Origin of the sequence: Rhodococcus sp. NPDC057297 (assembly GCF_042667435.1) — a bacterium.
GTDB lineage: Bacteria > Actinomycetota > Actinomycetes > Mycobacteriales > Mycobacteriaceae > Rhodococcoides.
In genome coordinates this window covers 15,326-28,281 of the sequence record NZ_JBHUZE010000007.1, presented here as the reverse complement: position 1 = coordinate 28,281, position 12,956 = coordinate 15,326, and the positions used below count along the sequence as shown (strand labels likewise).

At 64.4% G+C, this 12,956-nt stretch carries 11 protein-coding genes; 8 read left to right on the top strand and 3 right to left on the bottom strand.

What is annotated here, in order from left to right; translation table 11 throughout:
• Positions 1-96 precede the first annotated feature (96 nt).
• Together ACFULT_RS19430 and ACFULT_RS19425 are read right to left on the bottom strand one after the other, a co-directional pair.
• Positions 97-1,434 carry a DoxX family protein gene (locus ACFULT_RS19430; RefSeq protein ID WP_094721521.1) on the bottom strand — a complete coding sequence of 446 codons (1,338 nt, stop codon included), beginning with the start codon at positions 1,432-1,434 and terminating at the stop codon, positions 97-99.
• A 126-nt stretch (positions 1,435-1,560) separates the two neighbouring features.
• Positions 1,561-2,250: an MBL fold metallo-hydrolase gene (locus tag ACFULT_RS19425; RefSeq protein ID WP_094721522.1), complete on the bottom strand. Its 690-nt coding sequence runs from the start codon at positions 2,248-2,250 to the stop codon at positions 1,561-1,563.
• A 252-nt stretch (positions 2,251-2,502) separates the two neighbouring features.
• Between ACFULT_RS19425 and uvrA the strand changes: the two genes are divergently transcribed.
• On the top strand, positions 2,503-5,427 hold the full coding sequence (gene uvrA / locus ACFULT_RS19420; protein WP_378482183.1) for an excinuclease ABC subunit UvrA: 2,925 nt from the start codon (positions 2,503-2,505) through the stop codon (positions 5,425-5,427).
• A 129-nt stretch (positions 5,428-5,556) separates the two neighbouring features.
• Here the strand turns inward: uvrA and ACFULT_RS19415 are convergent, their stop codons facing one another.
• On the bottom strand, positions 5,557-5,907 hold the full coding sequence (locus ACFULT_RS19415; protein ID WP_026347894.1) for a DUF1844 domain-containing protein: 351 nt from the start codon (positions 5,905-5,907) through the stop codon (positions 5,557-5,559).
• Between the two features lie 394 nt (positions 5,908-6,301).
• Here ACFULT_RS19415 and infC point away from each other — a divergent pair, with 394 nt between their 5' ends.
• The 7 genes from infC (at position 6,302) to ACFULT_RS19380 (ending at position 12,948) form a co-directional block, all read left to right on the top strand.
• Positions 6,302-7,003, top strand: a complete 702-nt coding sequence (infC, locus tag ACFULT_RS19410) for a translation initiation factor IF-3 (RefSeq protein ID WP_020112045.1) — start codon at positions 6,302-6,304, stop codon at positions 7,001-7,003.
• Positions 7,004-7,097: 94 nt separating this feature from the next.
• Positions 7,098-7,292, top strand: a complete 195-nt coding sequence (gene rpmI, locus ACFULT_RS19405) for a 50S ribosomal protein L35 (protein WP_037107772.1) — start codon at positions 7,098-7,100, stop codon at positions 7,290-7,292.
• Positions 7,293-7,382: 90 nt separating this feature from the next.
• Positions 7,383-7,772 carry a 50S ribosomal protein L20 gene (gene rplT, locus ACFULT_RS19400; RefSeq protein ID WP_019665808.1) on the top strand — a complete coding sequence of 130 codons (390 nt, stop codon included), beginning with the start codon at positions 7,383-7,385 and terminating at the stop codon, positions 7,770-7,772.
• A 38-nt stretch (positions 7,773-7,810) separates the two neighbouring features.
• Positions 7,811-8,617: an RNA methyltransferase gene (locus ACFULT_RS19395; RefSeq protein WP_037107775.1), complete on the top strand. Its 807-nt coding sequence runs from the start codon at positions 7,811-7,813 to the stop codon at positions 8,615-8,617.
• 67 nt (positions 8,618-8,684) lie between these two features.
• On the top strand, positions 8,685-9,755 hold the full coding sequence (pheS, locus tag ACFULT_RS19390) for a phenylalanine--tRNA ligase subunit alpha (RefSeq protein WP_037107778.1): 1,071 nt from the start codon (positions 8,685-8,687) through the stop codon (positions 9,753-9,755).
• A 52-nt stretch (positions 9,756-9,807) separates the two neighbouring features.
• Positions 9,808-12,294 (top strand): phenylalanine--tRNA ligase subunit beta, encoded by a 2,487-nt coding sequence (pheT, locus tag ACFULT_RS19385; RefSeq protein WP_037107781.1) that lies wholly within the window; start codon positions 9,808-9,810, stop codon positions 12,292-12,294.
• Positions 12,295-12,351: 57 nt separating this feature from the next.
• Positions 12,352-12,948 (top strand): hypothetical protein, encoded by a 597-nt coding sequence (locus tag ACFULT_RS19380; RefSeq protein WP_037107784.1) that lies wholly within the window; start codon positions 12,352-12,354, stop codon positions 12,946-12,948.
• Positions 12,949-12,956 lie beyond the last annotated feature (8 nt).

The following is a 12,956-nucleotide window of genomic DNA, read 5'->3' as shown; positions in this document are numbered from 1 at the left end:
GAATAGATGCGCGAAAATCGCCCAAGTAGTCTACGACGAACGAGAGCCCCACCGCAGAACTGCTGCTCGCGGGTGGGGCTCTCGGTTCGGTTCGACCTACTTGGAGTACTTCTGCACGCGCTTGTCGAGCTCTTTGCGTGCCTTTTCGACCTTCTTGTCCAGCTTCGCGCGAGCCTTTTCGGTGGCCTTGTCGAACTCACGGCTTTGCTTCTCTGCACGCTTGCGTGCGCGGTTGCTCAGGGTCTCCGTGCGATCCGCGGCCAGCTCCGCCAATTTGCTTCCGCGTTCCTGAGCGACGTCGGCGAACTCGGCCGCACGCGCCGACGCCACGTCGGCCCACTTTCCGCTCCGGTCCTGGGCGGCGTCGACGAGGTCCGCGCCGCGATCGGCGGCGGTTTCGGCCCACTTGGAGCCGCGCTTCTGGGCCAGCTCGGCCAGTTCTGCGCCGCGGTCGGCTGCGTCCTCGGCCAGCTGCGAACCACGCTTCTGCGCCTTCTTTGCGAGTTTCGAGCCACGCTTCTGAGCGAGTTCGGTCAGTTCCTCGCTGCGATCGGCGGCGGTTTCGGCCCACTTGGAACCACGCTTCTGCGCCACCTTCGCCAGATCCTGTCCACGATCGGCTGCTTCCTCGGCGAGCTTCGAGCCGCGCTTCTGCGCGACCTCGGCGAGGTCGTGACCTCGATCTGCGGCCTTGTGTGCCCATCGTGAGATGACCGGCTGGGCGGCGTCGGCGAAGTCGGATCCCTTGTCTGCTGCAACGTCGGCCCAGTGCGAGACAACGGGCTGGGCGGCGTCGGCGAGATCGGAACTCTTCTCGGCAGCGACATCGGCCCACTTAGAGACGACAGGCTGTGCTGCCTCGGCGAGGTCCGCGCTGCGGGTAGCAGCTACCGACGCGATCTCGCGGATGCGTCCAGTGGCGGCACCGAGGTGGTCGGCGGTGTCGTGGGTCCCCGGCAACGCCGAGACGACGGATTCCTGCGCCTTGCGTGCAGCCCGACGTCCACGCCACGCCAGAGACGGCTTGCCCTCGGTGTCGACGGCGGCGATCAGAAGACCGCCGAGCAGGCTGACGTTCTTGAAGAACTGAGTGCGCTGTGCAGCCTTCGCGGCGGGATCGGTCTCGTTCCAGAATGCGTGGCCGGCGACCGTGGTGGGCACGAGGCTGCCTGCCAGAGCGAGCGACGCGATCCGCGGGGCCTTGCCCGTCGCCAGGAGGATTCCACCGCCGACCTGAATTGCGCCGTTGATGCGGACGAGGGTCTCGGGATCGCTCGGCACGTTCGATGTGACGCTGTCAGGAAGTGTGTCCTGCCCCTGCTCGATCAGGGGTGCCGCAACCTTCGCCTTCCCGGCGGGGTTACGCAGTGCGTCGATCCCTCCGGCGATGAAGATGGTCGACATCAGCGGACGAGCGATACGGCGGACCAGCATTGACAGCCTCCTGGATGGGTCGATGAACGTCGATGTTCGGCGCGGACACCCGTCCGAGGACAGGTACCTGCGCCGCTCCACCGTATCCATACCCGGGGTTCGGGCATCTCAAGCGCGCCGAGAAGATCACCAGCCGCGCGAGCGCCACTCGTCCAGGGATCCGCGCTCCGCGCCGATCGTGGTGTCCTTGCCGTGCCCGGGATAGACGACAGTGTCGTCGCCGTACTCGTCGAACAGTTTGGACGAGACGTCGTCGAGCAGCTGCGTGAAATCCTCGGGTGTGGAGGTCTTTCCGACACCTCCGGGGAACAGGGAGTCGCCGGTGAAGAGATGAGTGACACCCGACTTGGCGTCCGTGAGAGCGAGCGCGATGGACCCAGGCGTGTGACCACGCAGGTGAATTGCTTTCAGTGTGAGGCTGCCCACCTCGATGGTGTCTCCGTCGGCCAGCAGACGGTCCGGGGTGACCGGGAGCGGTTCCGCGTCCAAGGTGTGTGCAGCCGTGGGCGACGCCGTTCCGCCCGCGATGTCTTCCAGCGCCTGCCAATGATCCGCATGCTGGTGCGTCGTGACGATCAAGCTGAGGGTCGGCGCGTTCTCGTCGATGAGCTGTGACAGGCGCTCGGCCTCGTTGGCGGCGTCGATGAGAAGCGACTCACCGCTGGTGGAACAAACGACGAGGTAGGAGTTGTTGTCCATCGGGCCGACCGACATCTTGGTGATCGTGCCGCCGGAGATCTGCCGCCGCTGAGGCGTCGATCCTGGGGAAACCGCGCCGGTGTACTGGTCGTCGATGACCATGAGGTGCTCGTCCATTGCGAGGAGGCTACCGTCGGCTCGAGCACGTTGCCTGTTCGACCCTGGGTAAGCCCCGAGTGTTGCGTGGCAACTGACCGCTGCGGCGCCGGGCAAACGTGTCGGTGGGTCGGCCTAGCATTGCTCGTGCGTGAACTGGATCTTCACGTGTGCATCACAACAGCATCGGTTGGATCGGTTCGTTCGGTGGTACGCGAGAGTCGTCGGTACCGGCGTTCGGTGTTCGAACACTTCCGAAAAGAAGGGAAAATTGTGGCGGATCGCCTGGTCGTACGAGGTGCGCGGGAACACAACCTGCGGGGGGTCGATATCGACCTGCCGCGCAACAGCCTCGTGGTCTTCACCGGGCTCTCGGGTTCGGGTAAGTCGTCGCTGGCGTTCGACACCATCTTCGCGGAAGGTCAGCGACGCTACGTCGAATCGCTGTCTGCCTATGCTCGTCAGTTCCTCGGTCAGATGGACAAGCCGGACGTCGATTTCATCGAAGGTCTGTCGCCTGCGGTGTCCATCGATCAGAAGTCGACCAACCGCAATCCGCGCTCGACCGTCGGCACCATCACCGAGGTGTACGACTACCTGCGTCTGCTTTTCGCGCGCGCAGGCACGGCTCACTGCCCGGTGTGTGGGGAGAAGATCGCCAAGCAGACACCCCAGCAGATCGTGGACCAGGTGCTCGCGATGGAAGAGGGCATCAAGTTCCAGGTGCTCGCTCCCGTGGTCCGTACCCGCAAGGGCGAGTTCGTCGACTTGTTCGAGTCGTTGAACACTCAGGGTTACTCGCGAGTCCGCGTCGACGGCGTGGTGCACCAATTGACCGATCCCCCCAAGCTCAAGAAGCAGGAAAAGCACGACATCGAGGTGGTCGTCGACCGCCTCACGGTGAAAGCCAGTTCGAAGCAGCGGTTGACGGACTCGGTCGAAACGGCGCTACGCCTCGCCGACGGGATCGTCGTCCTGGATTTCGTCGACATCGACGAGAACTCGCCCGATCGCGAGCGTCGCTTTTCCGAGAAGCTGGCCTGCCCCAACGCGCATCCGCTGTCCATCGACGATCTCGAGCCCCGGTCGTTCTCGTTCAACTCGCCCTACGGTGCGTGTTCGGAGTGCCTCGGGCTGGGTGTGCGCAAAGAGGTCGATCCGGATCTGGTGGTACCGGACCCGGATCTGTCCCTGGCCGACGGCGCCATCGCGCCGTGGTCGATGGGGCAGACATCGGAGTACTTCGGCCGGCTGCTGTCCGGGTTGTCGGACGCGATGGGGTTCGACCTCGACGCGCCCTGGAGCAAGCTGCCCGCAAAAGTGAAGCGCGCTGTCCTGGAGGGCAGTGAGCATCAGGTTCACGTCAAGTACAAGAATCGGTACGGGCGTACCCGGTCGTACTACGCGGAGTTCGAAGGCGTCATGCCCTTCCTGCATCGCAGGCTGGAGCAGACCGAATCCGAGCAGATGAAGGAACGCTACGACGGGTACATGCGTGACGTCCCATGCCCGGCGTGCGGTGGAGATCGTCTTCGGCCGGAGATCCTCTCCGTCACCATCGAGGCGGGTGGATTCGGCGCGAAGTCCATCGCCGACGTCTGCCGTCTGTCGATCTCGGACACCGCCGACTTCCTGAACAGCCTCACCCTCGGAGCCAAGGAAGAGGCCATTGCAGGTCAGGTTCTCAGGGAGGTCCAGGCCAGGCTCGGGTTCCTGCTCGACGTAGGCCTCGAATACCTGTCGCTGTCCCGCGCAGCAGGTTCCCTCTCCGGCGGAGAGGCTCAGCGCATCAGGCTCGCCACGCAGATCGGATCCGGTCTCGTCGGCGTTCTGTACGTCCTCGACGAACCGTCGATCGGCCTGCATCAACGGGACAACCGTCGACTCATCGACACCCTCACTCGACTGCGAGATCTCGGGAACACCCTGATCGTCGTCGAGCACGACGAGGACACCATCCGTACGTCCGACTGGGTCGTCGACATCGGACCGCAGGCAGGCGAGCACGGCGGACGAGTTGTGCACAGCGGGTCCTACCAGGACCTGCTGAAGAACGAGGAGTCCCTGACGGGTGCCTACCTCGCAGGTCGCCTCGAGATCCCGCTGCCCGACCTCCGACGTGTGGTGGACAAGAAGCGTCAGGTCACCGTCGTCGGTGCTCGCGAGCACAACCTCAAGGGAATCGACGTCAGTTTCCCTCTCGGCGTGCTCACCTCGGTCACCGGTGTGTCGGGATCGGGAAAGTCGACGCTCGTGAACGACATCCTCGCGACGGTCATGGCGAACAAGCTCAACGGTGCTCGCCAGGTCCCGGGACGCCACACGCGAATCAACGGACTCGACCAACTGGACAAGTTGGTTCGCGTCGACCAGTCACCCATCGGACGTACGCCCCGCTCCAACGCAGCCACGTACACCGGTGTGTTCGACAAGATCCGAACGTTGTTCGCAGCCACCACCGAGGCGAAGGTGCGCGGTTACCAACCGGGCCGTTTCTCGTTCAACGTCAAGGGCGGTCGGTGCGAGGCATGCTCGGGAGACGGCACGCTGAAGATCGAGATGAACTTCCTTCCCGACGTGTACGTGCCGTGCGAGGTGTGCAACGGAGCTCGCTACAACCGCGAGACACTCGAAGTGCACTACAAGGGAAAGACCATCTCCGAGGTACTGGACATGCCGATCGAAGAGGCAGCCGAGTTCTTCGAGCCCATCACGTCCATCCACCGCTACCTCAAGACCTTGGTCGAGGTCGGCCTCGGATACGTCCGGCTCGGTCAGCCCGCGACCACCCTGTCCGGTGGTGAAGCGCAGCGAGTGAAGCTGGCGTCGGAACTGCAGAAACGCTCCACCGGTCGGACCGTCTACATTCTCGACGAACCGACAACAGGCCTGCACTTCGAAGACATCCGCAAATTGCTCGGCGTGGTCAACGGACTGGTGGACAAAGGCAACACCGTCATCGTCATCGAGCACAATCTCGACGTCATCAAGGTGTCGGACTGGATCATCGACATGGGTCCGGAAGGCGGTTCCGGCGGAGGCACCGTCGTGGCCCAGGGCAACCCCGAAGAGGTCGCTGCAGTGCCGGAGAGCTACACCGGCAAGTTCCTGCAGGAGGCACTCACCCGCGAGCCCGTGAAGGACACCCAGAAGGCACCGGTCAAGAAGCGGCGTCCCCGCAAAGCCGCAGCCGTCTGACCTCTCCGACCGCCTCTGCACCGAACGTCACATTCGCTCCGGTTCCTCCCGCTCTTTCCGGAGCGAATGTGACGTTCAGTCACTTCAAGTGACCGAATGCCACGTTCGGTCCGACGGGGGAACGGGTGATCAGTACACCGGCCCCGTGTATTTCTCGCCGGGGCCCTTGCCGGGCTCGTCGGGGTAGGCGGAGTTTTCGCGGAAGGCTTTCTGCAGTGCCTGGAGTCCTTCGCGGATGGGGCCTGCGTGGGGTCCGAGGTATTCGACCGAGGAGGTGACGAGGCCTGCGAGGGCGGTGATGACTCGTCGGGCTTCGTCGAGGTCGAGGTGGGGGCTCGAGGAGGGATCGGCTTCGGACAGTCCGAGCTTTTCGGCTGCGGAGCTCATCAGCATCACGGCGGCGCGGCTGATCACCTCGACGGCGGGGACGTCGGCGAGTTCGCGGACGTCCGGCTCGTCGGCATGTTCGGGGTTGCTCATGTCTACGAGGATGTCACGGCGACGGTGAGCAGCGTTCGCCAGCGCCGATTCGGCGAACAGCCTGGTCGGCTGGTACAGTTCTTCAACGACCGTCTTCGACGCGTTCTCCAGCTGGGGATTGTTACTCGAAGGCAGCAAGTGGAGCCCGACTCCCACCGGTTTTCAGCTCAGGTTGATTCCGGTCCGGTCACTCGGACAGGCGCCGTCGCGGCGCAGTTCCGAGCTTCCTCGCAAGAGGGGATGTGCATCGCGTGCGGTGTTCGTCCGACCGGTCGACTTCGGGCCCTGCTTCAGCGGAAATGCTGAGCAGGGTTTTTGCGTTGTACGGGTCAGTGCCGCAAGGCATGGACGTCCCGGCGGCGCCGTCGTCGTAGGACAAGCGGGCAGGCGGGCTGTGCCAGGCGGTCGGCTCGACCCCACATCGCACTACCTAGGAGGCCCCATCAGCACTGAGACTCGCATTAACGACAACATCCGTGTTCGCGAGGTTCGTCTAGTCGGACCGGGCGGTGAACAGGTTGGCATCGTGCGTGTTGAAGATGCACTCCGCTTGGCTCTCGAAGCCGATCTCGATCTCGTAGAAGTGGCTCCCGACGCTCGTCCGCCGGTCTGCAAGATCATGGACTACGGGAAGTTCAAGTACGAGGCAGCACAGAAGGCGCGTGAATCGCGCAAGAACCAGACTCTGACGGTGATCAAGGAGCAGAAGCTCCGCCCGAAGATCGACGCACACGACTACGAGACCAAGAAGCGCAACGTTGTTCGCTTCCTCGAAGCCGGGTCGAAGGTCAAGGTCACCATCATGTTCCGTGGACGTGAGCAGTCGCGTCCCGAGCTCGGCTTCCGACTGCTGCAGCGTCTAGGTGCAGATGTCGCCGATCTCGGTTTCGTGGAAACGTCCGCGAAGCAGGACGGACGCAACATGACGATGGTGCTTGCTCCCCACAAGGGTGCCAAGACTCGCGTCAAGGCGCAGGAGAGCGCGGCAGCTCCGCCGGCTCAGCGTGCAGCAGCTCCGGCTCCGGCCGCCGAGCCCGCACCTGCCGAGCCTGCAGCGGGAGATGCTCCGGCTGCGGCGACGCCGCCGAGCTCCTGAACCAAGCACGACCAGTTAGACGATCCGTGCCGGTTGAAACCGGCACGGATCGTGCCGAGCAAGACCGATAGAGCAACACAGAACTGAGGACTCCATGCCCAAGCAGAAGACCCACAGTGGCGCCAAGAAGCGATTCAAGGTGTCCGGCAGCGGCAAGATCCTGCGTCAGAAGGCCGGCCGTCGCCACCTGCTGGAGCACAAGCCGACCAAGGTGACCCGTCGTCTCGACGGCGTTGCAGTCGTCACGAAGGCCGACGAGCCGCGGATCAAGCGCCTGCTCGGCATCTGATCTGGACTTCGTAGTCGGCGAAGTCGGCCGGCGTCATCCCATACCATTCGGGGTTTTTGTGACAAGCCCCCAGATCGACAGGATTTACCAGTGGCACGCGTAAAAAGGGCGGTCAACGCCCAGAAGAAGCGCCGTTCGATTCTCGAAGCGTCCAAGGGCTACCGCGGACAGCGCTCACGTCTGTACACCAAGGCCAAGGAGCAGCAGCTCCACTCGCTCACCTACGCATACCGCGACCGCAAGGCTCGCAAGGGTGACTTCCGCAAGCTGTGGATCACGCGTATCAACGCTGCAGCTCGCGCCAACGACATCACCTACAACCGCTTCGTCCAGGGCCTGAAGGCTGCAGGCGTCGAGGTCGATCGCAAGATCCTCGCCGAGCTCGCTGTCTCGGATGCTGCTGCATTCGCTTCCTTGGTGGAGATCGCCAAGGCTGCACTGCCTGCCGACGTCAACGCCCCTGCCGGAGAAGCAGCCTGAGCAGGTTGACGCACGACGATCTCGATCCGAAACGACCCGTGGACACGCTCACCGAGCGAACGCCACGGGTCGTTTCGGCTGTGAAGCTCCTCCGCGCCGCCGAAAGAAAGAAGACGGGTCTCTTTCTCGCCGAGGGCACCAACTCCGTTGCGGAGGCGTTACACGCCGGCGTCGCGCGAGAGGTGTTCTTTCGAGAGGACTCGGCAGACCGCAACGGTGTCGTGCTCGATCTCGCGCGTACGACGGGCGTTCCGGTCCACGCGATCACCGAACGCGCCGCCAAGGGCTTGTCGGACACGGTGACTCCGCCTGGGGTGGTCGCTGTGTGCCGCACCGTCGATGTGGATGTCCGAGTGGCTCTCGACGGAAACCCGCAGCTGGTGGCTGTTCCCGTGGAGGTGTCCGAACCGGGCAACGCCGGAACGGTCATACGGGTCGCCGACGCAGTAGGTGCGGACTCGGTGATTCTGCTCGGAGATGCGGTCGATCCGCACAACGGCAAGTGCGTTCGTGCGTCGGCAGGCAGTTTGTTCCATCTCCCGATCGCGCGCGAGCGATCGGTGGACGCCGGGCTCGACGCGTTGCGTGCGGCCGGCGTCACGATTCTCGCGACGGCAGCCGACGGTGATGTGGACCTCGACGATGCGGACGAGATCCTGAGCCGGCCGACGGCCTGGTTGTTCGGCAACGAGGCGCACGGGTTGGCGCCCGCAGTCACGGCTGCCGCTGATCATCGCGTCAGGATTCCGATTCACGGCCGAGCCGAAAGCCTGAACCTGGCGACGGCGGCGGCGATCTGCCTCTACGCCAGCGCGCGAGCTCACCGCAGGTCTGGGCATAAATGACTTTGTCGCTCGCCTAGAATCGTCCTCCAGGGACATCAATCCACACCACCAAGGAGTTGCAGCACTCGTGGCGAAGAAAGAAGCCGACAACGCCCAGCCGGTAGATCCGAGCGTGCTCGAGCCGGCTGCTCTCGATGCCGCCGCCGACGGGGCCGAGAAGGCTTTCACCGCTACTCGTGATCTGGACGAGTTGACGCAGGTGAAGATCGAGCACATCGGCAACCGGGCGCCGCTTGCGTTGGCGCAGCGTGCGCTCGGATCGATTCCGGGTGATCAGAAGGCTGATGCCGGTAAGCGGGTGAAGGTCGCTCGCGATCGCGTGCAGAAGGCGTTCGATGCCCGCCGCCAGGTGCTGCTTGCCGAGCGCGACGCCGCGATTCTCGTCGCCGAGACCATCGACGTGACGCTTCCGTCGACACGGCGCCCGGTGGGCGCTCGTCATCCGATCACGATCATCGCCGACCAGGTTGCCGATGTGTTCGTCGCGATGGGGTGGGAGGTCGAGGAGGGCCCGGAGGTCGAGACCGAGCATTTCAACTTCGACGCGTTGAACTTCTTGCCGGACCATCCGGCTCGGACCATGCAGGACACGTTCCACATCGCACCCGAGGGGTCGCGTCAGGTTCTTCGTACTCACACGTCGCCGGTTCAGGTGCGGTCGATGCTGTCGCGTGAGGTGCCGATCTACATCGTCTGCCCCGGGCGGACGTTCCGGACCGACGAACTGGACACAACGCATACCCCGGTGTTCCACCAGGTCGAGGGTCTTGCAATCGACAAGGGTCTGACGATGGCGAACCTACGCGGCACGCTCGACGCATTCGCTCGGGCGCTGTTCGGTGAGGAAACGCGTACTCGTATGCGGCCCAACTACTTTCCGTTCACCGAGCCGTCCGCCGAGGTCGATGTCTGGTTCCCGAAGAAGAAGGGTGGCCCGGGCTGGGTCGAATGGGGCGGCTGCGGAATGGTCAACCCGAAGGTGCTGCGGGCGAGTGGTATCGATCCAGAGGTGTACTCGGGTTTCGCCTTCGGTATGGGTCTGGAGCGAACGTTGCAGTTCCGCAACGACATTCCCGACATGCGAGACATCGTCGAGGGTGACATCCGTTTCACGATCCCCTTCGGCGTCGACGCCTGATCTCGAGAACTGCCCTTACCGAGTTTCGATCCGTAGAAAGAGCTGAGCAGACGTGCGAGTTCCACAATCCTGGCTGACCGAGGTTCTGCAGCGCACTGCGCCGCAGTGGAAGGTGACCCCCGAAGAACTCGACGAAGGCTTCGTTCGCGTCGGCTTCGAGGTCGAGGAGCTGGAGTCGCTGGACAATGTCACCGGACCGCTCGTGATCGGGCGTGTCTCGTCGATCGAGGAGTTGACGGAGTTCAAGAAGCCGATTCGGTTCTGCCATGTCGACGTCGGCGCCGAGGAATTGCAGGAAATCGTCTGCGGTGCAAGGAACTTCGCCGAAGGCGATCTCATCGTCGCAGCCCTGCCGGGAAGTGTGCTGCCCGGCGGATTCGCGATCGCGGCGCGCAAGACGTACGGCAAGACGTCCAACGGCATGATCTGCTCGACAGCTGAGCTGGGGTTGGGGCGGGACTCGTCGGGAATTCTGGTGTTGCCGGAAGGTACCGCGGTTCCCGGTGACGACGCCAAAGCTGTGCTGGGGCTCGACGACGCAGTGATCGAGTTGAACGTGACACCCGACCGCGGATACGCCTTCTCCGTCCGAGGGCTGGCTCGGGAGCTCGCGAGCAGCTTCGATCTGGAGTTCGCGGACCCCGCGGCAGGGCCGGTGCAGAACAACGAGGCCGACACGTGGCCCACGACGGTCGATGCCGATTCCGGGGCGACCCGATTCGCGCTACGCAAGGTCAGTGGCATCGACCCGAACGCCGCCACCCCGTGGTGGTTGCAGCGCAGGCTGTTACTGGCGGGGATCAGGCCCATCTCGGCGGCGGTGGACGTCACGAACTACGTGCTGCACGAGTTGGGCCAGCCGCTGCATGCGTTCGATGCGAACAAGCTCAGTGGCGACATCGTTGTCCGGCGCGCGAAGGCGGGGGAGAAGCTCACCACACTCGACGGTGTGGAGCGCACTCTCGACGTCGAGGATGTCGTGATCGCAGATGATTCGGGTGCGGTTTCTCTCGCAGGTGTCATGGGCGGCGCGTCGACGGAAGTCGACGACAACACTGTCGACGTGATCCTCGAGGCAGCGACGTTCGATCCTCTCGCGGTGTTTCGCACGGGTCGCAGGCACAAGTTGTCGAGTGAGGCGAGCAAGCGTTTCGAGCGCACCGTCGATTCGGCGTTGCCCGTGGCCGCGTTGGATCGTGCGGCACAGTTGCTCGTCGAGATCGCCGGAGGTCGTGTCGAGTCGGTGCTGACCGATATCGGCAAGCCGCACGTGTTCGATGCCGTCCGGATGGATCTCGATCTGCCGGATCGGGTCGCCGGGGTCGCGTACCCGAACGGGACGGCCGCTCGGCGTCTGACGCAGATCGGGTGTGACGTCGAGGTCGGTGTCAGCGACTCGGGCCACGGAGAACTCGTGGTGACCCCGCCGACGTGGCGGCCGGATCTGCAGCAACCCGCCGACCTCGTCGAGGAGGTCCTCCGTTTGGAGGGCCTGGAACAGATTCCGTCCGTTCTTCCGACAGCGCCGGCTGGGCGCGGGTTGACGGCCACCCAGAAGCGAAGGCGCGCCGTCGGCAAGTCGCTCGCGTTCGCCGGATACGTCGAGGTGCTGCCGACGGTGTTCCTACCGACCGGGGTGTTCGATAGGTGGGGTCTTCCCGCTGACGATGTTCGACGCCGGACCACCTCGGTGCTGAATCCGCTGGAAGCCGACCGTCCCGAGCTCGCGACCACGGTGTTGCCGGGCTTGCTGGAGATTCTGGCGCGCAACGTCAGCCGGGGTCAACGTGATCTGTCGTTGTTCGGGATCGCTCAGGTCGTCCGCCCCGGTGATCACACGGCCCCCGTCGACGCGCTCGCGGTTCACGAGCGTCCGACCGAGGAGGAGATCGCGCGCCTGCGTGGGTCGCTTCCGGACCAGCCGGTGTTCGTCGGTGCTGTGCTGACCGGCCAGCGCGATCCGTCGGGTCCGTGGGGACCGGGGCGCGCAGCCGATGCGTCCGACGCTTTCGCCGCAGCTCGGACAATCGCTGCTGCTGCGGGTGTGGAGTTGGAGTTCCGTGCGGCGCAGTACCTTCCGTGGCATCCCGGTCGATGCGCCGAACTGCTTGTCGACGGCAGCGTCGTCGGGTACGCGGGCGAGCTGCATCCGGCGGTTCTCGAGCGGGCGGAACTGCCGGCGCGCACGTGCGCTGTCGAGTTGAATCTCGATGCGCTCCCGATCGTCGAGTCTCTTCCGGCCCCGATCGTGTCGCCGTTTCCTGCGGTACTTCAGGACGTTGCTGTGGTCGTCGAGCGATCGGTTCCAGCGGCCGATGTCGAAGCTGCGCTGTACACAGGCGCGGGTGAACTTCTCGAGAGCATCAGATTGTTCGACGTGTTCGAAGGTGAGCAGGTCGGTGCGAACAAGAAGTCTCTGGCATTCGCGTTGGTGTTCCGCGGCAGCGACGGAACACTGACCGAGGCGCAGGCCACCGAGGCACGCGATGCGGCGGTGGCGGCTGCGAAGGACGCCGTCGGGGCCGAACTGCGAGGCTGATGGCCGCCGAGTCCGTAGCCTGGTGTCGTACGACTTTCCTACTGCTCAGGAGGAAGTATGACCACGGACGATCGAACCGACGTCGCAGTACTGCGCGAGGTGCTCGCCGCGGTGGGCGGGCGCAGCGCGCTCGCACCCGTCCGCGCGGCGGCGTCGGCACTGCTGGCGGAACTGGATACGGCGAACGTAGATCCGTCGACGGTTCCGCCCGGTGACATTCCCGATGTGGACGTCCCGCACACGACCACGCCTCACATCGATCAGCCGCTGGGAGATCCGCAGGAGTCGCGTCCGCGGAACGACCCGACAAGTCCCGGTCATTCCCCGCTGGGCGGGACGCCGACGGAAATTCCTCGACAGGGCATCCTCGACGCCGAGTTGGTGGACGACAGCGCAATCGACGGCGCAATCGGCGGGGGAGTGAGTTCTGGTTTCTCCAACCATGATTCGCCGACGGGTTTCACCGACCAGGGTGTGCCGACGTGGGACAGCGTTCGGGACAAGGTCGAGGGCCGTGCGACGACGGCGTTGGGTCGTGAGGAGTTGGATCACGGGACGCCTGCGGGTCGCACGCTCGACGAGCAGTGGAACGAGCGTGAGGCCGCGGGTCGGAAGAAGCTCGACGAAATCCGACGGTCGATGAAGGACGGATGATCGACCCG